General features: G+C 67.9%; 20 protein-coding genes. 12 read left to right on the plus strand and 8 right to left on the minus strand.

Going from position 1 to position 21,363, the window contains the following annotated elements; all coding sequences use genetic code 11:
• Positions 1 to 59 precede the first annotated feature (59 nt).
• Positions 60 to 809 carry a GNAT family N-acetyltransferase gene (locus ACSQ9E_RS26210; protein ID WP_436219581.1) on the plus strand — a complete coding sequence of 250 codons (750 nt, stop codon included), beginning with the start codon at positions 60 to 62 and terminating at the stop codon, positions 807 to 809.
• Here the strand turns inward: ACSQ9E_RS26210 and ACSQ9E_RS26215 are convergent.
• From ACSQ9E_RS26215 to ACSQ9E_RS26225, 3 genes are read right to left on the minus strand one after another with little or no spacing between them, the layout of a single operon-like run.
• Positions 788 to 2,872 (minus strand): PP2C family protein-serine/threonine phosphatase, encoded by a 2,085-nt coding sequence (locus ACSQ9E_RS26215; RefSeq protein WP_436219582.1) that lies wholly within the window; start codon positions 2,870 to 2,872, stop codon positions 788 to 790. The genes ACSQ9E_RS26210 and ACSQ9E_RS26215 overlap by 22 nt on opposite strands.
• Positions 2,862 to 4,829, minus strand: coding sequence for a hypothetical protein (locus tag ACSQ9E_RS26220; RefSeq protein ID WP_436219583.1), 1,968 nt, complete (start codon positions 4,827 to 4,829; stop codon positions 2,862 to 2,864). The genes ACSQ9E_RS26215 and ACSQ9E_RS26220 overlap by 11 nt, the downstream gene beginning before the upstream one ends.
• Positions 4,826 to 5,620, minus strand: a complete 795-nt coding sequence (locus ACSQ9E_RS26225) for a hypothetical protein (protein ID WP_436219584.1) — start codon at positions 5,618 to 5,620, stop codon at positions 4,826 to 4,828. Before ACSQ9E_RS26225 ends, ACSQ9E_RS26220 begins: the two co-directional genes overlap by 4 nt.
• Positions 5,621 to 5,715: 95 nt before the next feature.
• Between ACSQ9E_RS26225 and ACSQ9E_RS26230 the strand changes: the two genes are divergently transcribed.
• Positions 5,716 to 6,162 (plus strand): ATP-binding protein, encoded by a 447-nt coding sequence (locus tag ACSQ9E_RS26230; RefSeq protein WP_179683620.1) that lies wholly within the window; start codon positions 5,716 to 5,718, stop codon positions 6,160 to 6,162.
• 195 nt (positions 6,163 to 6,357) lie between these two features.
• Positions 6,358 to 7,113 (plus strand): GGDEF domain-containing protein, encoded by a 756-nt coding sequence (locus ACSQ9E_RS26235; protein ID WP_057266470.1) that lies wholly within the window; start codon positions 6,358 to 6,360, stop codon positions 7,111 to 7,113.
• A 19-nt stretch (positions 7,114 to 7,132) separates the two neighbouring features.
• Here the strand turns inward: ACSQ9E_RS26235 and ACSQ9E_RS26240 are convergent, their stop codons facing one another.
• Together ACSQ9E_RS26240 and ACSQ9E_RS26245 are read right to left on the minus strand one after the other, a co-directional pair.
• Positions 7,133 to 7,888: a hypothetical protein gene (locus tag ACSQ9E_RS26240; RefSeq protein ID WP_436219585.1), complete on the minus strand. Its 756-nt coding sequence runs from the start codon at positions 7,886 to 7,888 to the stop codon at positions 7,133 to 7,135.
• Between the two features lie 189 nt (positions 7,889 to 8,077).
• A complete protein-coding gene (locus tag ACSQ9E_RS26245) occupies positions 8,078 to 9,670 on the minus strand; it encodes a GMC family oxidoreductase (RefSeq protein WP_436219586.1) in 1,593 nt (530 codons plus the stop codon).
• Between the two features lie 125 nt (positions 9,671 to 9,795).
• On the opposite strand from ACSQ9E_RS26245, the gene ACSQ9E_RS26250 reads away from it, so the two are divergent.
• The 8 genes from ACSQ9E_RS26250 (at position 9,796) to ACSQ9E_RS26285 (ending at position 15,833) form a co-directional block, all read left to right on the plus strand.
• Positions 9,796 to 10,644 carry a 3-hydroxybutyryl-CoA dehydrogenase gene (locus ACSQ9E_RS26250; protein ID WP_436219587.1) on the plus strand — a complete coding sequence of 283 codons (849 nt, stop codon included), beginning with the start codon at positions 9,796 to 9,798 and terminating at the stop codon, positions 10,642 to 10,644.
• An 83-nt stretch (positions 10,645 to 10,727) separates the two neighbouring features.
• Entirely contained in the window at positions 10,728 to 11,546 is an 819-nt protein-coding gene (locus ACSQ9E_RS26255) for a crotonase/enoyl-CoA hydratase family protein (RefSeq protein WP_057266473.1), read from the plus strand.
• A gap of 183 nt (positions 11,547 to 11,729) precedes the next feature.
• A complete protein-coding gene (locus ACSQ9E_RS26260) occupies positions 11,730 to 12,197 on the plus strand; it encodes a MarR family winged helix-turn-helix transcriptional regulator (protein WP_057199907.1) in 468 nt (155 codons plus the stop codon).
• A gap of 60 nt (positions 12,198 to 12,257) precedes the next feature.
• Positions 12,258 to 12,674, plus strand: coding sequence for an organic hydroperoxide resistance protein (locus ACSQ9E_RS26265; RefSeq protein WP_057199906.1), 417 nt, complete (start codon positions 12,258 to 12,260; stop codon positions 12,672 to 12,674).
• Between the two features lie 3 nt (positions 12,675 to 12,677).
• Complete coding sequence (locus ACSQ9E_RS26270; protein ID WP_082603993.1) at positions 12,678 to 13,058, plus strand: DUF1304 domain-containing protein; 381 nt, start codon at positions 12,678 to 12,680, stop codon at positions 13,056 to 13,058.
• Between the two features lie 148 nt (positions 13,059 to 13,206).
• Entirely contained in the window at positions 13,207 to 14,301 is a 1,095-nt protein-coding gene (locus ACSQ9E_RS26275; protein ID WP_436219588.1) for a DUF2855 family protein, read from the plus strand.
• A 34-nt stretch (positions 14,302 to 14,335) separates the two neighbouring features.
• Complete coding sequence (locus tag ACSQ9E_RS26280) at positions 14,336 to 15,367, plus strand: serine/threonine protein kinase (RefSeq protein WP_057266476.1); 1,032 nt, start codon at positions 14,336 to 14,338, stop codon at positions 15,365 to 15,367.
• Positions 15,368 to 15,527: 160 nt separating this feature from the next.
• Complete coding sequence (locus tag ACSQ9E_RS26285; protein ID WP_057199903.1) at positions 15,528 to 15,833, plus strand: hypothetical protein; 306 nt, start codon at positions 15,528 to 15,530, stop codon at positions 15,831 to 15,833.
• Between the two features lie 73 nt (positions 15,834 to 15,906).
• On the opposite strand, the gene htpG is transcribed toward ACSQ9E_RS26285, so the two are convergent.
• Positions 15,907 to 17,886, minus strand: coding sequence for a molecular chaperone HtpG (gene htpG / locus ACSQ9E_RS26290; protein WP_436219589.1), 1,980 nt, complete (start codon positions 17,884 to 17,886; stop codon positions 15,907 to 15,909).
• A 285-nt stretch (positions 17,887 to 18,171) separates the two neighbouring features.
• Between htpG and aqpZ the strand changes: the two genes are divergently transcribed.
• Positions 18,172 to 18,867: an aquaporin Z gene (gene aqpZ, locus ACSQ9E_RS26295; protein ID WP_428002664.1), complete on the plus strand. Its 696-nt coding sequence runs from the start codon at positions 18,172 to 18,174 to the stop codon at positions 18,865 to 18,867.
• Positions 18,868 to 18,918: 51 nt separating this feature from the next.
• Here aqpZ and ACSQ9E_RS26300 read toward each other — a convergent pair whose 3' ends face one another.
• Together ACSQ9E_RS26300 and ACSQ9E_RS26305 are read right to left on the minus strand one after the other, a co-directional pair.
• The gene (locus ACSQ9E_RS26300; RefSeq protein WP_057199900.1) at positions 18,919 to 19,854 is read right to left on the minus strand and encodes a hypothetical protein; all 936 of its coding nucleotides are present in this window, start codon (positions 19,852 to 19,854) and stop codon (positions 18,919 to 18,921) included.
• 104 nt (positions 19,855 to 19,958) lie between these two features.
• Entirely contained in the window at positions 19,959 to 21,203 is a 1,245-nt protein-coding gene (locus tag ACSQ9E_RS26305; RefSeq protein WP_057199899.1) for an esterase/lipase family protein, read from the minus strand.
• Positions 21,204 to 21,363 lie beyond the last annotated feature (160 nt).

A 21,363-nucleotide genomic window follows, 5' to 3' on the forward strand; every position in this document is an offset into this window, starting at 1 on the left:
TTACGAACCCTTTCAACCCTTTCGACCCGTTGCGCGCTGTTTGCGCCACCCCGTCCACCGTGCTCAGCTCCCTGTCCCCCATACCGCGCGTCCTGCTGCCTGAAGTGGGACTGGGCCAACTGCCCCAGGCGCACACCCGCTTGTTGGAGTCGCAAGATTTCGAGGCGTGGGTGGCCTTGCGCAACACCGTGCTGGCCACGCTGCCCGACCCTGACCTCTATGTGCGCGAGGACCACGAGGAGAACTTCTTCCAGGCCCACCTCTCTCCGAGCGGCGAAGTCATCGGGGTGTTTGTGGACGACGCCCTGATCGCCTACGCCATGATCGAACTGCCGGGCGAACAGGAGGCCCATAACCTGGGCCACGTGATCGGCCTGGAGCCGGCACAGCAGGGCATGGTGGCGCATCTGTCGAGCTGCATGGTGCTGCCGCAGTGGCGTGGTCGCCAGTTGCAGCGCACGCTGCTGTCGGCGCGCCTGGGCCTGGCACAGGCCTGCGGACGTCCCTTGTGCATGGCCCTGGTCTCCCTGCTCAACCACCGCAGCCGCCACAACATGCTGCGCCAGGGCCTGCGTGTCGTCTGGACCGGCATGATCGACGGCCTGCACCGCCACGTGGCCATGATCGATCTTGAGCAGGGCATGGACTTTGCGGCCGAGGGGGAGTTGCTGCTGCCCAGCCTGGACTACGAGGCCCTGCGCGCGGCGGCGCTGGCCGGCTACGCCTGCGTGGGCGAAGTGCGCGCACCCGACGGTGCGGTGTCGTTGCGCTACGCGCGCCATCTCGGTCACAACCGCCGCCCCCGGTAGGTCATTGCCACCACCGTGATGTCGTCGGCCTGCGCGGCGCCGTTCTCGAAGCCGCGCACGGCACGCACGAGCTGCTCGGGAATGCGCGCCGTGACCACCTCTCGGGGGTCGCTGACAATGGCTTTCATGGCCGCAAGCAGGGCGGCGTCCCCAAAAAGCGCATTCTCCGCATTGGTCGCTTCGGTCACGCCGTCGGTATAGAGCACCACGGTTTCGCCGGGGGCCAGCGTGACCTCGCCCTCGGTGTATTCCTGCTCTTCCATCACGGCCAGCGCCATGTTCCTGCCGCGCGGGAACAGCGCGGCGCTGGTGCCGGTCAGGCGCACCGGCGGGTTGTGGCCCGCATTCACGTAAACCAGCCGCCCGGTAGGCAGGTGCAGCACGCCGTAGAACACGGTGACGAACATCATCTGGTCGTTTTCGGCGCACAGCTGGTCGTTGAGGGCCCGGATGGTGGCACCGGGTTCGCGCAGGAACAGTGCGTTGCTCTTGAGCAGGGTGCGCGAGATCGCCATGAAGAATGCGGCCGGCACGCCCTTGCCCGATACGTCGGCCACGACCACCGCCAGGTGCTCGTCGTCGATCGGGAAATAGTCGTAGAAGTCGCCCCCTACTTCCTTGGCCGGGATCATGGTGGCCGCGATGTCGACCTCCCCCACGTCGGGCGCCGAACGCGGCAGGATGGACAGCTGCATCTGGCGGGCGATCTCCAGCTCCTGTTGCAGGCTGGCCAGGGTGGCCTGGGTCACCACCGCCGCCTGCAGCTCGCGCAGCAGCTTGAGCAGGCGGCTTTGCTGGTTGGTGACCAGGCCGGACATGCGGCCCAGGATCCCCGCGAGTTCGGCCAAATGGTTGGTTGGCGTGGCACTGGCATCGGCCGAGGCGTGGCTGACCGGCGTTTCGGCGCTCGAACCGAGCGCCGCGAGGATCTCCTCGCGCGAGGCCAGGTCCAGGCTGTCGGCCAGGGTGCGCAGTTGGTCGCGGATCAGGCGCTCCTGTTGCTGGCGGGTGCGGATGCGCTCCTGGCGCAGGGTTTCGAGGTTCAGCAGTTCCGAGCGGATGGCCACCACGCCGCGCGCGATCTCTCCGGACTCGTCCTCGGCGTCTTCCTCGCCCTGGTCCAGCGAGGCATCGGTGGCGCCGCGCGCCAGCGCGTTGAGCACGCCGACCGAGCGCGCCAGCGGCTCCATCGCGTGGCGCAGGTAGACCACGAGGCCTGCCGCCAGCATCGCTGCGAAGGCCAGCGCCGCCGCCAGCGCGGTGCGCGAGAACAGCTGGTCGGCGTAGTGCCTGTCGCTCACGTCCTGCATCCAGACCAGAGCGCCGACGATGCGCGCATCGGGGTTGCGCACGGGCTGGCTGACGATGCGCAGGGCGCGTGGTTCACGGTTGTGGTCTTCCAGCTGCACGGTGACGGCCTGGTTGGAGCGCACGGGGATCGGCGTCTCGGTGGCGGCCAGCACGCCCGCGTGGGTGCCTACGGATTCGGCGCCGCGCATGTTGGCCAGGAAGATGTCACCTCCCAGGTAGGTGGCCAGCTCGGACAGCTTGGGGGCGACGTCCTGGCCCACGGCCAGCGCGCCGCCGTCGAAGCCGCGCACCACCACCCACTGGTACTGGCGCACCGCCACCTGGCTGAGCCCGCGCACGGTGCCGGTCTGGCCACTGGCGGTGGTCACCCACCGGACTTCGGCCATCGGCTGCGGATCGATGCCGGGCTCGGTGGTGGCCACCAGCGTGCCCTGGCGGTCGAAGACATCGATGCGCAAGCCCGGTGCGCGCCGAGTCGCGGCTGCCAGCAGCGCGTCGATGCGGGCCCCGGCACCCTGCGCTGCAAGGTCGCGGATAGCAGCATCCTCCAGCAGCTGCTGGGCCAGCACGTCCTGGCGGTCAAGGTTTTCGTTCTGCAGCTTGTCCCAGGCGATGCGCTGGTTCTGCAGCAGCACTTCGTCGTAACGCTGCGACCAGCGCTGGTCGCTGAGCCAGCCCATCGTGGCGAAGGCTGCGACCAACATGGCCATGGCGGCCAGCAGGATGGCGATCAGCCGGTGCTTAAGGTGCATGGTGCCCCCAGGCGCGGACCGCACTCGCAGCGGCGCGCTGAGCGTGCCTGCTGCAAACCAGCAGCAGCAACGCGGCCGCTAGCAAGGGCCAGCCGCCGTGCAGGTGGGCGCCCAGAGCGCCACTGGCAACCACGGCGCCGAGGCCCATCGCGGCCCATTGGGCCGCCGACAGCTCGGGCAGCCGGCCCTGGCCCTCGGCTGTGCGCGCCAGGCGGCCCAGCGCGACGCCGGTCAGCAGGGCGGCCAGCACCAGCGCCGCATCCTGCAGATACCAGCCCGTGGGCAGCCAACCCGAGGCGATGGCCAAGGCCAGCAGGGTGGCTACGGCGGCCACGGCGGTCAGGATGCTCGGGGACGGCATGCGCCCGCGCAGGAACAGCCCGGCCGCCACGCCCAGCCCCAGCAGGGGTGCCCAAATGGGGGGCTGCCCCAGCGCATGTGCGGCCAGCGCCAGGCCCAGCAGCAAGCCGGCGGCACCGGACTGGCCCAATGCCCTGGTGCGGTCGGCCGCGGGCCGGGCCGCTGCGGGCAGGGCGTTGCCGTGCACCCCCGTGCGGCTGCGCCAGGGGCTGCGCGGTCCGTTCCAGCGCACCACAAAAAAGCCCGCGCACACGGCGGGCAGCAGCAGCGCATAGGCTCCCTGCAGCATGCCCAAGGCGTCCAGAGCCAGGCTGCCCAGCGCCGGGCCCAGCCAGACGGCAGCGACGGTCCAGGCGCTCCAGGTCGCGGCGCGCCAGCGGGGTCGGGCGTGCGCGTATTCGGGCCGGGTGCGTGGCACGTGTTCGACGGCCTGGCAGGCGGCCAGCACGGCGCCCACCACCAGGCCATGCCAGGCACCCGCCGCCATGGCGAAGGTCCAGGGCAGGCTCGCTGGCAGGCCGCTGGCGCAGGCCATGGCTGTAGCCAACAGGGCGATGCAGGCGGGCAGCACCACGGTGGGCGCTGGCCAGCGGCGCCAGCGTGTCACGGACCAGGCCGCCGTGCCCGCCACGAAGAAGGCGGCCAGGCTGGCGGCAGTGGCCGGTGCCAGGCCCTGCCACTGCCAGGGTGTTTCGCCTTGCAGGTGCAGGCTGCGCAGCCACAGGGTCTGCAGCGCCAGCGCGCTCAAGGCCACGAGCAGGGCGATCCAGAACGCCTGCGCTTCTGCTGCGACCACCCGCACCTGGGCAATACCGTGTTCGGCGAAGCGGTCATGGGCCTCGGCCTTGGCCAGCAACTGGTCCAGGCGTTCGCGCCGCGCGTGCTGGGGTTCGGTCTGGCGCAGCGAGGCGATGAGGCGGCGCACGCGCACCAGCCCTTCGTGCACCTCGCGCACCGCATGGCCCAATTGCTGCACCCGCAGGTCGAACCCGCGCCGTTGCGGCAGCACCACGGTGTTGTCGTAGCGACCCTGGGCGATGGCGCGGCGCGCGCGCCAGGCGGCATGGTTGCGCAGCTCGATGCCCTGGGCCTGCGAAAAGCGCGCGGCCAGATAGGCCAGCAGTGCCAGCACCCCGATGGCAGGCAGCAGCAGGGCGGCCGTGGCACGGGCGAAGGCGGCGGCACCGCTGTCGCGCAAAGCCAGGCGCAGGGTGGCCACGGAAGCGCCACGGACCTGCACAGGCGCCTCGGCCGTGGCACCTGCCGCGGCTGCGTCGCGCGTGACCTCCCAGAGCACCTTGCCGTCGGGCAGCACCAGTGCCACGGCATGGATGTCGGGCTGCGACGCCATGCGCTGCTGGAACAGCGCCTCTACGCCCACCAGGCCGCGCAGCGGGATGCCGGATTCGACGGCGTGGCTGATGCGCACGCTCAGCGACTGGGCCATCAGCTGCGAACGCGTTCGGTCGCTTGCGGCCCGCAGGTCGCGCAACTGGTCATAGGTGTAGATGGACAGGACGCAGGCAGCCAGCAGCAGCAGCACCAAGGCCGCGATGCCCAGGCGGGTCGCGGGGTCGAAAGCGCGGCGCGCGGTCATTCGGAGCGCTCGCTTTCGTCCAGGCGCACCAGGCATTCGTCCATGCGCTGGCGAACCTGGGCACTGCGCCCCAGTGCCCGCGTCTGCGAGCGCTGGCATTCGATGCGCAACCGGGCCGACTGCGGTTGCAGGGCCCAGAGCGTGGCCAGCCAGCCCAGCAGGCCTGCGATGGCCAGCACCAGCACCGCGATGGCGCCCAGCGTGAGGGTTTGCCCATCGGGCTGCCACACCGCGAGCCGAAAGCGCACGGGCTGGGTCGCATACGTGGCGCTGATGTGGCCCACGACCTCGCCGAAGGCGTTGTGCAGGGGAAGGCCCATGATGGCCTCTCCCGGGAGCGCTGCGCTCCAGATGCGGTCCTGGCGCGCGCCGGCCTCGGCCGCGCGTGCCGCACGGGGCTGTAGCGCCTCACCGATGGCACCCTGGTCCGTGCTGAAGAGGGCAATGCCCGCGCGGTCTACCACGTCGATGGCGTAAAGCTGGGTGTCGCTGGCCAAGGCACGCTCCAGCCGGGGCTGGACGCCGCGGTGGTCGGGCAGGTCAAAGCCCAGCCCGAGGTCGCCCTCGATGGCCTCCTGCAGTTCCACCAGCGTCAGCGACAGGCGCGAGCGCTCTATCTGCGCTTCTTCTTGCGCGCGCACGTCCAGCAGCAGGCTGGTGATCAGTGCGATGCCGGCCAGCACGATGAGCAGCCACAGTCCGGCGAGTTCCCACAGCGCAGCGAGTGTGGGCCTTGCCGCGACGGCGGTGCCGGCGGCCTGGGGTGCTGAGGGCGACGAAAGCGTTGGCATGGTCCGGCTCATGCCACAATGCTTCGGCGACCCACCGGACTGCGGCGCAGACAGCGCCCGCAGAAGCAGCCCAAGGTTTCAGCGCGCAGACATCTATGAATCCACCGCTCGAATGGCAGCAGACCCTGCACGGCACCGTTGCCGAGCTTCCCTTTTTCTTCGAGCGGCTGGAGGCCTGGGCGGATGACAATGGGGTGCCGATGCCCCTGGCTTCGTCCTTTGGACTGATGCTCGACGAATTGCTGACCAATGTGGCCATGCATGGCTATGCGGGACAGGGCGGCCTGGTGGAGGTGCATGTGCGCTTTGATGCGCCGGCCCGGCTGCAGGCCGTGTTGCGCGACCATGGGCGGGCATTCGATCCCACCACCTTGGCGGCGCCCGACGTGGGGGCCTCGCTCGATGATCGGGACATAGGTGGCCTGGGCGTGCATTTCGTGCAGAGGTTGGCAGATCGTTTCGAGTATCGGCGCGACGGTGAGGTCAACGAGGTCACGGTATCGCGTTGCCTGCCGGCCGCTGGGGCGGCGCAGTCACGGTAGGGCCTGCTGACAGGCCCTAGATTGTTAACAAGTGTACGAGCGTATCATCGTGTCCGTCGCGGGGCTGTCGTTTGTGCGCCTCGCTTTGCGCTTTTTGTAACACCCAAACATGCCGTTGTTGCTGTGATTTTTTGCGCTGGCACGCGCCTGCAGCAGCCACGCACATGCTGCCTGCCGCCACGAGGAGAACACCCTGTGACCCCTGCCGAGACCGACGACGCCTTCCTGCAACGCCTGTGCGACATCATGCAGCGCATCGCCCAGCAGGGGGACCTGCGCGCCATCGGGCCGCTCATGGACATGACCGGCGAGCGCCCCGAGGAAAGCGTTCAGGCCCGACTGACCGAGGCCTTCGCCCATATGGTGGTCAAGCTGGAGGCGCGCGAGTTCGAACTCGAATGCCGCATCTCCGACCTGGACGAGACCCGCCGCGAGTTGGAGGCCGCCAACCTGGACCCGCTGACCGGCCTGCCCAACCGCATGATTGCGCGCGACCGGCTGCGCCAGGCGCTGACCGATGCCAACACGCGCCAGGGGCTGCTCACGGTGCTGTTCCTTGACCTGGACAAGTTCAAGCATGTCAACGACACCATGGGCCATGCAGCGGGCGACGAACTGCTGTGCCTGGTGACGCAGCGCCTGCGCGGCTGCCTGCGCGAAGGCGACACCCTGGCACGCCTGGGCGGCGACGAGTTCCTGTGCGTCTTGCCCGGCGCCAGCGCCGAAGACGCACAGAGCGTGGCAAACCGCATGGTGGCGGCGCTGACCGACCGCTTTCAGCTCGCCGTCGGCGGCGCGGACATCGGCACCAGCATCGGCCTGTCGCATTTCCCTGACCACGGGCGAGGCGTGGATGAGCTGATCGCCCACGCCGACGCCGGCCTGTACGAGGCCAAGCGCAACGGCCGCAACCGCTGGTGCTACGCGCCGACCGAAGCCGCAGCGGACTGACCGCCCCGCACCGCCGGGCTCAGTACGGCGGCGCGATCTCGCAGGACATGCCCAGGCTGCGCATCAGCTTGATCCATTCGTAGGGCGTGAGATGGGGCTTCACGCTGTGGAGCACGCCGGTGAACACAGGTGCCGGGGCGTGGGCGCGCATGTCGGCCAGCAGGGCCGTGCGCTCGGGCGGCGACATGAAGGGCACCAGCCAGCGCAGGATGGCCATCATCTCCTCGGGCGGGATGGAGGCGACCAGGGCGTTGTGCACCTCCACCAGTTCCGAGTCGCTGTAGTGCGCCCAGAGCACGCTGTTGTGGGCGGTTTCCTCGGCATGCATGTGCTCGAAGTTGTGGGCGATGAACAGCGCCAGCTGGCGGTACAGCGCCTGGGTGGCCACGGGCCGCGCGGCACGCGCACAGCCCAGCAGCTGCGTGATGCCAGCAGCCAATGCGGCGATGGCGGCCTCGTGCTCAACATGCTCGCTTTCGAGCACGCGGGCCGCGCCCGGTGCACGGGCTTCGATGGCCGTGTGCACGAAGGTGTTTTCGTGCTGCAGGTGCGAGCGGCACAGGTCCAGCAGGTCCATCACACGTTCGCAGTGGCTGGCGAATTCCTCCTCATCGGTCACGTCCATGCGGCCCAGGGCCAGCAGGGTGTGGGCCATCACGGCGCGCAGGGCCTTGTGGATGCCGGCATACATGTCCATGCGCGGCGCGCCGGGTTGTGCCGAAGGGTCGGTATGGGCCGAGATCAGGGCCGAGATTTCGCGGGGGTCGATGTTCATCGCTTTGCTCTTCTTTCATGCTGCCCTTGCGGGGCGTTGCCACACCGCCTGCAGGAGAGTTCTGGCGGTGTCCGGCCGGATGCACCATGCATCCGCAGCCGATGAAAGAAGTCTAGGAAAGCACTGCGATTTCGCCTGTGAAGAATTTCCGCTTTCAGCGCCCTGCGCCAATCCAGGGCGTGACATCCATCACGCCGCAGCGCGCAGCATGTCCACGGCCTTCTCGGCGATCATCACCGTGGGCGCGTTGGTGTTGCCGCTCACGATGCGCGGCATGATGGAGGCGTCCACCACGCGCAGGCCCTGCAGTCCGTGCACGCGCAGCTGCGCATCCACCACATCGAGCGGCCCTGGCCCCATGCGGCAGGTGCCCACCGGGTGGTAGATGGTGTCGGCGTACTGGCGGATGAACTGCTCGATCTGCGCGGGGGTCTGCGCACCGGCCGATGCCGGCAGCTCGCGCGCGCCGAAGCGTGCCAGCGCCGGCTGCGCCAGGATGTCGCGCAGGCGCTGAAAGCCGCGCACCATGCGCTGCATGTCGTCCGCGTCCTCCAGGAAGCGCGGGTCCACCAGCGGCAGGGCCACCGGGTCCTTGGTCGCCAGCGCCACCGTGCCCCGGCTGCGCGGTTGCAGCAGGCACACGTGGGCTGAATAGCCATGGCCCAGCACCGTCTTGCGGCCATGGTCCACCAGCTTGCCGATCACGAAGTGCAGTTGCAGGTCGGGTGCGGTCTCGGCCGGCTCGCTCTTGATAAAGCCCCCGGCCTCGGCGAAGTTGGTGGTCAGCATGCCGGTGCGGCTGCGGCGCCATTCGAGCACGCCGAGCAACTGGCTCCACATGCCCGCAGGTGAAATGCCGAACAGGTCCTTGAGCTCTGGCGCATTGAACACCTGCACCACGTCAGGATGGTCATGCAGGTGCTGGCCCACGCCCGGCAGGTCGTGCAGCACCGGGATGCCATGGCGCTGCAGGTGCGCGCCTGGCCCCACGCCCGAGAGCATGAGCAGTTGCGGCGAGAGCAGCGCGCCGGCGCTGAGCAGCACCTCGCGGCTGGCGCGCACCTTGTGCAGCGCCCCGGCCTGGCGGTACTCCACACCCACGGCACGCTGGCCCTCGAACAGAATGCGCGTGGCGTGCGCGCCGGTGACCACCTGCAGGTTGCTGCGCGCCAGGTGGGGCGTGAGGTAGCCCTTGGCCACGCTGTGGCGCTCGCCGTTCTTGTGCGTCACCTGATACATGCCCACGCCTTCCTGCGTGGCGCCGTTGAAGTCGGTGTTGTGCGGGTGGCCGGCCTGCACGCCGGCCTCGTTGAAGAACTGGCTGAACCGGTTGGGCGAGCGCAGGTCGGCCACGTTGAGCGGCCCGCCCTGTGCATGCCAGGCATCGGTACCGCGCTCGTTGTGCTCGGCCTTGAGAAAATAGGGTTTGACGTCCTCCCAGCCCCAGCCGGGGTTGCCCTGCGCAGCCCAGTGGTCGTAGTCGGCATGCTGGCCGCGGATGTAGACCATGGCGTTGATGGAGCTCGATCCCCCCAGCACCTTGCCGCGCGGCTGGTAGCCCTGGCGGCCATTGAGCGCGGCCTGTGGGGTGGTGTTCTGGCCCCAGCCGTTGAGCTCGAACTTGGCCATCACGGCCAGGCCCGCCGGGCAGTGGATGAGCACGCTCTTGTCGGCGGGGCCGGCTTCGAGCAGGCATACGCGCACGGCGGGGTCTTCGGTGAGCCGGCCGGCCAGCACGGAGCCGGCGGAGCCGCCCCCGATCACGATGTAGTCGAACAACATGTTTTTGTCTCCAGGCCCTGCGCAAAGCCTTTGCCGCGCCGGGACCCGACAGACCATAACCGAACGGGCGTGCGATTCGGCTTACCATGCTGCCCGTCTGTTTCACTTTGAAGAGAGCTCTCTATATGACGATTCAAACGGTTGGCATCATCGGCGCGGGCACCATGGGCAACGGCATTGCACAGGCCTGCGCGGTCTCGGGCATCGACGTGGTGATGGTGGACATCTCCGATGCTGCAGTGCAAAAAGGCCTGGCCACCGTGGCCGGCAGCCTGGACCGCCTGATCAAGAAGGACAAGATCACGGCAGCCGACAAGGCTGCGGCGCTGGCGCGCATCAAGGTCTCCACCAGCTACGAGGACCTCAAGGCAGCGCAACTGGTGATCGAGGCCGCCACCGAGAACTACGAGCTCAAGCTCAAGATCTTGAAGCAGGTGGATGCGCTGTTGGCGCCCGAGGTGCTGATCGCGTCGAACACCTCGTCGATCTCCATCACCAAGCTGGCCGCCGCCACCTCGCGTGCGGACCGCTTCATCGGCATGCACTTCTTCAACCCCGTGCCCATGATGGCGCTGGTGGAGATCATCCGTGGCCTGCAGACCAGCGATGCCACGCACGACGCCGTGAAGGCGCTGGCGGAAGCCCTTGGCAAGAGCCCCATCACCGTGAAGAACGCGCCCGGCTTCGTGGTCAACCGCATCCTGGTGCCCATGATCAACGAGGCCTTCTTCGTGCTGGCCGAAGGCCTGGCCACGCCCGAGGACATCGACGCCGGCATGAAGCTCGGCTGCAACCAGCCCATCGGCCCGCTGGCGCTGGCCGACATGATCGGCCTGGACGTGTGCCTGGCCGTGATGGACGTCTACCTCACCGAATTCGGCGACAGCAAGTACCGCCCCTGCCCGCTGCTCAAGGAAATGGTGGCCGCCGGCCGCCTGGGCCGCAAGACGGGCCAGGGCGTCTATACCTACTGACGGTCCCGGGCGCGCTGTCCCCGCGGCGACGGCGCAACCATTCCATCGGGTTTTCAATCAGGGGCAAGGAGACATTCGCGCCCATGACCAGCATCACCCCCACCACGCCCCCGGCCGAAGGCTGCATCGATACCCAGGTGCTCGGCCATGTCCTGCTGATCGGCATCAACCGGCCGGCCAAGCGCAATGGCTGGACACCGCCCATGTTCCGCCAGCTGGCCGAGGCCTATACCCGGCTGGACGACGACCCGGCACTGCGCGTGGGTGTGCTGCATGCCTTTGGCGACCACTTCACGGCGGGGCTGGACCTGCCGGCCGTGAGCGCCTACATGCAGCGCGGCGAAAAAGCCATTCCCGAAGGCATGGTGGAGCCCCACGACTACGGCCTGCCAGGCTACCGGCGCCGCACCAAGCCCATGGTGGTGGCGGTCAAGGGCATCTGCTTCACGGTGGGCATCGAGCTCATGCTGGGCGCCGACATCGTGGTTGCGGCGGATGACTGCCGCTTTGCGCAGATGGAGGTGCAGCGCGGCATCATGGCCACGGGCGGCGCCACGCTGCGCATGGCCGAGCGCGCCGGCACCGGCAATGCCCTGCTGCACCTGCTGACCGCCGACGAATTCGGCAGCGCCGAGGCGCTGCGCCTGAACTTCGTACAGAAAGTGGTGCCAGCAGCCCAGGTGCTTGACGAAGCCCTGGCCATCGCCCGGCGCATCGAGGCCCAGGCCCCGATGGCCGTGGTGGCCACCCGGCTCAACGTGCTCAAGGCCATCGAGCAGGGCCAGGCGGCCGCGGTGGCCGATTTCATCCCGGTGCAGAAGCAGTTGGCCAACAGCGAGGATGCGGCGGAGGGCGTGCGCGCCTTCGTCGAGAAGCGCCCTGCCCGCTTCTCGGGTCGCTGAAGGCCAATCCGGCAATGGGCCTGTCACGGATGGTTGCCACCATGGCCTTGCGCGCGCACCTGCGCCGTGCGTGAATAACAGCTTCAACTGAAACGGGCTGCACCCCGCGACAAGACCGACCCAGCAACAAAAGATTACACAATTCAATTGCGCGCAATTCAATTCCGCTGCACAATTCATCCCATGGCACGCAGCAACCCCTCCATCCACACCCCCAGCCCGGCCCTGCTGCGCCTGGACAACCAGGTGTGCTTCGCGCTGTATTCCGCCTCGCTGGCGATGACCAAGCTGTACAAGCCGCTGCTCGAAACCGTGGGCCTGACCTACCCCCAGTACCTGGTGATGCTGGTGCTGTGGGAGCAGGATGGCGTGACCGTCTCCGAACTGGGCGAGCGCCTGTTCCTCGACTCGGGCACGCTCACCCCGCTGCTCAAACGCCTGGAAACCTCGGGCCTGATCGCCCGCATCCGTGATGCCCAGGACGAGCGCCGCGTGCGCATCAGCCTCACGGCCCCGGGCCGGGCGCTGCGCGACAAGGCCGAGGCCATTCCGCCCTGCGTACTCGAAAGCAGCCAGTGCACCCTGCCCGAGCTGACCGCCCTGACCGGGCAGCTCAAGACCTTCCGCGATCGGATCCAGCCGCCGCGCTGACTTTTTTCTTTCCCACCCCGTCCGCATTCAGGACATTCATCCACTGCAAAGGAAGACACCATGACGCAACTCGAAAAAGTCCTCTACACCGCCAAGGCCCACGTGACCGGTGGCCGTGACGGCGCCGCCAAGACCGACGATGGCCGGCTGGATGTCAAGCTGTCCTCGCCTGGCACGTCCGGCACCGGCACCAACCCCGAGCAGCTGTTCGCCTCGGGCTACGCAGCCTGCTTCATCGGCGCCATGAAGGCTGTCGGCGGCAAGATCGGCATCCCCGTGCCCCAGGACGTGTCCATCGACGCCGAAGTCGACCTGGGCCCGATCCCGAACGCCTATGGCATCGCTGCCCGCCTGAAAATCAGCCTGCCTGGCCTGGACCCCGCCACGGCCCAGAAGCTGGTGGACGCAGCCCACCAGGTCTGCCCTTACTCCAACGCCACGCGCGGCAACATCGACGTGACCATCACGCTGGTGTAATCGGTGGCCCGGCTGCTGATTCCCCGCATCGCGGTGGCCCTGGTGGCCATCGAGCATGTGTACATCCTGGTGCTGGAGATGTTCTTCTGGAACAAGCCGCTGGGGCTGAAGACCTTCAACCTGACCCAGGAGCTGGCCGACGCCACCGTGACGCTGGCCGCCAACCAGGGCCTGTACAACGGGTTTCTGGCGGCGGGCCTCATCTTCGGCCTCGCCACCAACAACCGGGTGTTCAAGATCTTCTTTCTGGCCTGCGTGATCGTGGCCGGGGTTTACGGCGGTGCCACCGCCGTGCCCAAGATCTTCTTCACCCAGGCCCTGCCCGCACTGATCGCCCTGGCGCTGGTGCTGACACTGGACAAACCCAAGGCCCGCAACGCCTGAGACGCACCACCGCTACCAGGGCCGCGGCCCTGAACAAAGGCCCGCCGGCCTTGCTGGCGGGCCTTTTTCCATGGGGCGGTGCACCCGTGTGTCGCGCATGCGCCGACGCCTGCTTGAACGCATTGGCAGATTCGTTTAGCGTGCGGCCATGAGCACCACCACCCTCCTCGTGCGCCAGGATGCCCTGGCCCACACCGCCCTGCGCACCACCCAGGAAGTTCCTCTGGCCGATGGCCAGGTGCGCGTGCGCGTCGAGCGCTTTGCGCTCACGGCCAACAACATCACCTATGCCGCACTGGGCGGCATGCTCAATTACTGGCAGTTCTTTCCATCGGACGAGACGGGCTGGGGCATCGTGCCTGTGTGGGGCTTCGGCGACGTGGTCCAGTCCCTGCACCCTGGCGTGGCTGTGGGCGAGCGGCTCTACGGCTACTGGCCCATGTCCACCCACGCCGTGCTCACGCCCGCACGGCTGACCCCGGCAGGCTTTTACGACGGCGCAGCCCACCGTGCCAGCCTGCACGCGGTGTACAACCAGTACGTACGCACCCGCACCGATCCGTTTTACACGCCCGACTCCGAGGAGATCCAGGCACTGCTGCGCCCGCTGTTCATCACCTCCTGGCTGATCGACGACTTCATGGCCGACCAGCAGTTCTTCGGTGCCAAGCGCCTGCTGCTGTCCAGCGCATCGAGCAAGACGGCCTACGGCACTGCCTTCCAGCTCGCGCAGCGGGGCGGCCTGGAGGTGATTGGCCTGACCTCGCCCGGCAATGTGGCCTTCTGCGAAAGCCTGGGCTGCTACGACCGGGTGGTGGCCTACGACGCGCAGGAGCAGATCGAGGCTGCCACGCCCTGCATCTACATCGACTTTGCCGGCAGCGTGGCCGTGCGCGAGGCCATCCACCAGCGCTTTTCCGCGCTGGCCTACAGCTGCGCCGTGGGCGCCAGCCATGTGAACGACCTGGGCGGCGCCGGCCAGTTGCCCGGCCCGCGCCCGACCATGTTCTTTGCCCCCGCACAGATCAAGAAGCGCCGCGACGACTGGGGCGCGCAGGTGCTCAACGAGCGGCTCGTGGCTGCCTGGCAGGCCTTTGCCGCAGCCGTGCAGGCGCCGCCCACCCCCTGGCTGCAGGTGCAGCAGCACCGGGGCCCCGATGCCGCACAGGCGCTGTTTGCCACCGTTCTGGCGGGCGGGGGCGACCCCCGCAGCGGCCACATGGCCAGCCTTCAGCCCTCCTGATCGGCGGGGGCTCCAGCGCGGGGGACAATGGGGCATGAACCGACTGCCCCCGACCGACCCCACCGCCGCCCCCAGCGCCTCTGACCTGCACCCCTACGCGCGCCTGACGCCGGACCAGGTGCTCGACGCACTGGCCAGCGTGGGCCTGTACGGAGACGGCCGGCTCATGGCCCTGTCGTCCTATGAGAACCGTGTCTACCAGGTTTCGCTCGAAGACGGCCAGCGCGTGGTGGCCAAGTTCTACCGCCCCAGTCGCTGGACGGACGCCCAGATCCTCGAAGAGCATGCCTTTGCCGCCGAACTGATGGCGGCCGAGGTGCCGGCCGTGGGCCCGATGGCACTGAACGGCAGCACCCTGCACACCCACGGCGGCTTTGCCTTTTCCGTGAGCCCCTGGCGCGGCGGGCGCGGGCCCGAGCTCGACGACTTCGAGGTGCTCGAGTGGATCGGCCGCTTTCTGGCCCGCATCCACACCGTGGGCTCGGCCCGGCCCTTCACGCACCGCCCTGCGCTGGACCTGCAGGGCTTTGGCACGGCATCGCGCGACTGGCTGCTGGGCCACGACATGATTCCGCTGGACATGCAATCGGCCTGGCGCGAGCAGTGCGAGAAGGCGCTTGCGCTGGTGGCGGCCAGCAGCCTGCAGAATGCCAAGGCCATCCGCCTGCATGGTGACTGCCACCCCGGCAACATCCTCTGGACGCCGACCGACCTGCCCGGCGGCGGTCCGCACTTCGTGGACTTGGACGACGCGCGCATGGGCCCGGCCGTGCAGGATCTTTGGATGCTGCTGTCCGGCGACCGGCGCCAGCGCACGCAGCAGCTCAGTGCCCTGATCGAAGGCTACGAGCAGTTCCGCAGCTTCGACCGGCGCGAGCTGGCCCTGGTCGAGCCGCTGCGCACACTGCGCCTGATCCACTACAGCGCTTGGCTGGCGCGGCGCTGGGAGGACCCGATCTTCCCGGCCACCTTTCCCTGGTTCGGCAGCAGCGACTACTGGCGCGGCCAGGTGGACATGCTGATCGAGCAATGCGAAGCCATGGGCGAGGAGCCGCTGAGCGCCTGAAGAAGGCGCATCGCGCAGGGCGATGCAGGGCCAGATCCGTGCGCAAGCGCTGGAAATGCAGCCAGTCTTGCGACCGGGGAAAGGACCATTGGCGCTTGGGGCCCGAGCGGGCCTCGTATATGCTTGAAGCCATCTTTGCTATTGCACACTGGCCAGTCCCATGAAAGACCTGTTCCGCAACCTTCTCTCGATCCGCCAGCAACGCAAGCCGGCCCCCGTGGGCAGCGTGCCTGCAGTGGGGATCGCCATCATCCGTGGCGACGTCAAGATGACGGTCACCGAGCCCATCTCGCGCGACCTTTGGAGCTGGATGGTGCTGTCGGGCTGGCGCAATGTGCCGGTCAAGAACGACCGCCGCCAGTACACCGAGCTGCCCGACGGTTTGCTCAAGCAGTTGATCGATGCGGCACCGACCGAGCGCGACGCCGTCCATGCCCGCATCATGGCCAAAGCAAAGGAAGAGTGACGGCGACGCCACTCTCCAAGGCGCCCCGGACGCCTGTCGGTGCAGCCGCCCGGGGCAGCTGCACGCGCAGGCATCACACCAGCAAGGCGTTCACGCGCTTGACGTAGGCCGCTGGGTCGGCAGGCAGGCCGCCCTCGGCCAGCAGGGCCTGGTCGAACAGGATGTGCGCCAGGTCATGAAAATGCACGCTGCCTTCGAGCTTCTTGACCAGGGCATGCTCGGCATTCACCTCCAGCACGGGCTTGGACTCGGGTGCCTGCTGGCCGGCCTGCTTGAGCATGCGCGCCAGCTGGGTGCTCATGCCGTCGTCCTGGACCACCAGGCAGGCCGGTGAGTCGACCAGGCGCGTGGTCACGCGCACGTCCTCGGCCTTGTCCTTCAGGGCCTCCTTGAGCTTGGCCAGCAGGGGCTTGAAGGCCTCGGCGGCCTCTTCGGCGGCCTTCTTCTCGGCCTCGTCCTGCAGCGAACCCAGGTCCACCGCGCCCTTGGCCACGCTTTGCAGCGGGGTGCCATCGAACTCGTTGAGGTAGTTCAGCGCCCACTCGTCCACGCGGTCGGTCATCAGCAGCACTTCGATGCCCTTCTTCTTGAAGACTTCGAGCTGCGGGCTGTTCTTGGCTGCGGCCAGGGTGTCGGCGGTGATGTAGTAGATGGCCTCCTGGCCGTCCTTCATGCGTGCCTTGTAGTCGGCGAAGCTGACGCTGGCGGTGTCGCTGGTGGTGCTGGCAAAGCGCAGCAGCTTGGCCAGGCGCTCGCGGTTGCCAAAATCCTCGCCCAGGCCTTCCTTGAGCACCGAGCCGAATTCGGCGTAGAACGCGCTGTACTTGCCTTCCTTGGCCTGGTCGTCGGCATCGACCACGTCGGTCACACCGTCGGCACCGGCGGCGGCGGCTTCATGCTTGTCGTGCTTGGCCAGGTCTTCGAGCATGGACAGCACGCGCTTGGTCGAGCCTTCGCGGATGGCGCGCACGTCGCGGCTTTCCTGCAGCAGCTCGCGGCTCACGTTCAGGGGCAGGTCGGCCGAGTCGATCACGCCCTTGACGAAGCGCAGGTAGGTGGGCATCAGCGCCTCGGCGTCGTCCATGATGAACACGCGCTTGACGTAGAGCTTCACGCCGGCCTTCTTGTCGCGGTTCCACAGGTCGAACGGCGCCTTGGCGGGGATGTACAGCAGTTGCGTGTACTCGGTGTTGCCTTCCACGCGGTTGTGCGCCCAGGTCAGCGGGGCCTCGTGGTCGTGGCTGATGGCCTTGTAGAACTCCTGGTACTGCTCTTCGCTGATGTCCTTCTTGGGGCGGGTCCACAGGGCGCTGGCCTTGTTGATGGTTTCCCACTCGCCGGTCTTGGCCATGCCGCCGGGCTGGCGCCCGCCGCTCTCGTCTGCGGGGTTGATCAGCTCGCCGTCCTTCCACTCTTCCTTTTCCATCAGGATGGGCAGGCTGATGTGGTCCGAATATTTGGCGATGACGGACTTGAGCTTCCAGGCGTTGAGGTATTCCTCGGCATCGTCGCGCAGGTGCAGGATGATGCTGGTGCCGCGCTCGGCACGGTTGATGGCCTCCACCTCGAAGTCCCCGGTGCCGCCGCTGGTCCAGCGCACACCCTCTTCGGCCGGCACGCCGGCACGGCGCGACTCCACAGTGATCTTGTCGGCGACGATGAAGCCGGAGTAAAAGCCCACGCCGAACTGGCCGATGAGCTGCGCATCGGCCTTCTGGTCGCCCGAGAGCTTGCCCATGAAGTCCTTGGTGCCGCTCTTGGCGATCGTGCCCAGGTGGTCGATGGCTTCCTGCGCCGTCATGCCGATGCCGTTGTCGGTGATGGTCAGCGTCTTGGCGGCCTGGTCGAAGGACACCCGCACTTCGAGGTTGGGCGCGTCTTCGTACAAGGCATTGTTGTTCAGGGCCTCGAAGCGCAGCTTGTCGCAGGCGTCCGAGGCGTTGGAGATCAGCTCGCGCAGGAAGATTTCCTGGTTGGAGTACAGCGAGTGGGTGACCAGGTGCAGAAGCTGGGCCACTTCGGCCTGGAACGATAGGGTTTGTTTGTTGCTCATGGTGTCTTGGAGTTGCTTTCGAACGGTCTCGGGGAGCGCCGTCGGCACGCCAGAGGCCAGCGTGCAAAGGACGTTCGCGGGTGCTCAGCTCGGGGCGTATCCGCCGATTTCAAGGCTGGCGCTGCGCGGATGCCCGCCGGCCAGCGCAGCCCGGCGGCGAGCTTACCGCGCATTGTTGACATTTGGCGGGCCATTGGCGCTGGTATTGCCTATTTTGCCGCCATAAGATGCACCCGTGCTGCGTGCTGCGGCGGGGTGCCGCCAGCCGTGCCTTTGGAATCCCCCATGCCCACCTCCCTGCAAAAATGGTCTGCCGAGTTCCTCGGTACTTTCTGGCTTACGTTCGGCGGCTGCGGCAGCGCCGTGCTGGCCGCCGCGTTCCCCCAGCTGGGCATCGGCTTCCTGGGCGTTTCCCTGGCGTTCGGCCTCACGGTGCTCACGGGCGCCTATGCACTGGGGCCCATCTCCGGCGGGCATTTCAACCCGGCAGTGTCGGTCGGCCTGGTCATCGGGGGCCGGTTCAAGGCGGCCGAACTGCCAGGCTACATCGCCGCCCAGGTGCTGGGCGCCATCGTGGCGGCAGGCGCGCTCTACCTGATCGCGACCGGCAAGCCCGGGGCCGACATCGGCGGATTTGCCACCAACGGCTATGGCGAGCACTCCCCCGGCGGCTACGGCCTGATGGCCGCCGTGGTGACCGAAGTGGTGCTCACGGCCGTGTTCCTCATCGTGATCCTGGGCGCCACCTCGCGCCGGGCAGCCGAAGGGGTGGGCGGGCTGGCGATTGGCCTGTGCCTGACGCTGATCCACCTGATCTCGATCCCGGTGACCAACACCTCGGTCAATCCGGCGCGCAGCACCGGCCCGGCCCTGTTCGGCCCGGGTTATGCGCTGTCGGAGCTGTGGGTCTTCTGGGCCGCACCCCTGGTTGGCGCCCTGCTGGGCGCAGCCCTGTACCGGGTTCTCTTCGGCGAAGATTGACCGAAGGGCGCAGGGAGCGCGGCACTCAGCCCCTCCCCTCGCCAGGCCACCTTAGCGGTCGAGCGTGATGCGCTGAATCAGCGCTTGCAGGATGTTGTCGGCCTTGTCATTGGCCACCTGGCAGGTGCCTGCGGCGGCATGGCCGCCACCGCCGAACTCCAGCATGAGGTTGCCCACATGGGTCTGGCTGCTGCGGTCCAGGATGGATTTGCCGGTGGCCAGCACGGTGTTCTGCTTTTGCAGCCCCCACATCATGTGGATGGAGATGTTGGCCGTAGGGAACAGCGCGTAGATCATGAAGCGGTTGGTCGCCCAGATGGTCTCCTCGTCGCGCAGGTCCAGCACCACCAGGTTGCTGATCTTGATGGCGCAGCGCAGCAGTTGATCCTTGGCCTTGGGCGCGTGCTCGCGGTAGAGCGCCACGCGCTCCTGCACGTCGGGCAGCGCCAGGATCTCTTCGATGGTGTGGTCGCGGCAGTACTTGATGAGGTCCATCATCAGCGCGTAGTTGCTGATGCGGAACTCGCGGAAGCGCCCCAGGCCGGTGCGCGAATCCATGAGGTAATTGAGCAGCACCCAGCCCTCGGGGTTCAGGATGTCCTCGCGCGAGTACTGGGCCGAGTCTGCCTGGTCCACCGCCGCCATCATCTCGTCGGTGATGCGTGGAAACGCCGCCTTGCCACCATAGTGGTTGTAGACCACGCGTGCCGCCGAGGGCGCATGCGCCTCGATGATGTGGTTGCTGTCGCGCCGCCCCGAGTTGCGGACGGTTTCAGATTCATGGTGGTCGAACACCAGATGCGCGCCAGGCACGTAGGGCAGGTTGGTGGTGATGTCCCGTTCGGTGATCGGTACCTTGCCGTCCTGCATGTCCTTGGGGTGCACGAAGGTGATGTCATCGATCAGGTCCAGCTCATTGAGCAGCACGGCACACACCAGGCCGTCAAAGTCGCTGCGGGTCACGAGGCGGTATTTTTTGTCGCTCACTGCGTTTCTCCTTGTTACATGCGGCGCGAATGGCACGATGGTAGCAATGCCCGCGCCCCAGTTGGCGCGCGAGCACAAATAAAGGCGACAGCCGGCACTGGTGTTCAGCCTGCCGGTGCGAGCCAAAGCGCCAGTTGCCGCGCCACACGGACATTGCCCAGCAATTGCAGGTGGCCCACCCGGTGTACCACGCACTGCTGCGCTGCGGCAAACGCCAGGCGCCTCGCAGGGTCATCATGCCAGCCCAGGGCGCTGTGCAGCGGCACCAGGCCGTCGCCCACCAACCGCTCCGCCACCGGGCTGCGCTGGGCTGCCAGCGTTGCGGCAACGGTACAGCACAAGACCCCCTCAGGCAATGGCAGGTGGGTGCGCACATCCGGGCTCTTGCGGAAACGATCGCGCCCCTGCCAGTCGGCATCCAGCACATGGCCATAGCGAAGGTCGGTGATGCCGCCGCTGCGCAGCTGGGCCAGGCGGGCGAAGGGGCGCGAGTACGGGGTGCTGCCCAGCAGCGCATCCACCCAGTGGCCGGCACGCTCCAGCGGCGCGCCATGGTGCGGCGTGCCCAGGCACACCAGGTGGCGCAACAGGCCGCGCCAGGGCAGGCCCGCCTGCTCGGCCTGCTGGCAGGCGCTGCGTGCCACCAGCCCACCCATGCTGTGGCCCACGATGCTCAGTTGCGTGACCGGCACCGGCCAGGCCGCCACCAGGGTCTGCAACTGGCGCGCCAGCTCGGCACCATTGGTGGAGGTGTGCAGCCCGGTGTTGTAGCGCAGGTACACAGGCGTGCAGCCCAGCGCCTGCGCCAGGTGCGCGCCATGGTCATGGCCCTCGTGCTCCCACTGCAGGTCGTTCATGCACAGGCCATGCACCAGCACCAGCAGGTGGACCGATGCCGTGCCCGCCGCCCCCAGGGCTACCGGATCCAGCGGCCGGCCCTGCTGAAAAAAGCCCATGGAGGTGGCCAGCGGGTTGCCATCCTCCGCCAGGCGGTCACCCATCACGCCATTGAGCGCGGCCAGCACAGCCTGGCGCTCGCGCGGCACCGCCTGCGCCTCTTCGGGCACGCCCATGATGAACGGCTCCAGCCGCACCAAGGCTGCCTGCAGGCCGGCATCCACCAGGCTGGTGATGCCCCGCACGCTGCCATAGACCATGCCGGTCAGGCCGCGCGTGCGGCCCGGCGTGGGGCCTCCCGGCAGGCCCATCGTGCCCAGCACCGATTGGTGCACCCCTTCAGCCACGCGGCTGATGCTGGCCGTGGCCTGGGTGGCCAGGCGGGCCACCCCCCGCAGGTCGGAGGGACGCAACTGGCGCAAGGCACGCGCGGGGGAGGGTTTGGATGGCATGGCTGGCTCCGGTCAATGAAAAATGGCTGGAGCCGCGCGGGACTCAGAGGCTGAGAATTTTTTAGCCGTGTCCGAAGGGCGCGTCAAAACGCACTGGATCTAGGCGCAAAGCACAGCCATAGCTCGGGCTATGGCGAGCATTTGCAACGACGAGCCAGGG

Origin of the sequence: Acidovorax sp. LjRoot118, from assembly GCF_964253575.1 — a bacterium.
Classification (GTDB): Bacteria; Pseudomonadota; Gammaproteobacteria; order Burkholderiales; family Burkholderiaceae_C; genus Acidovorax.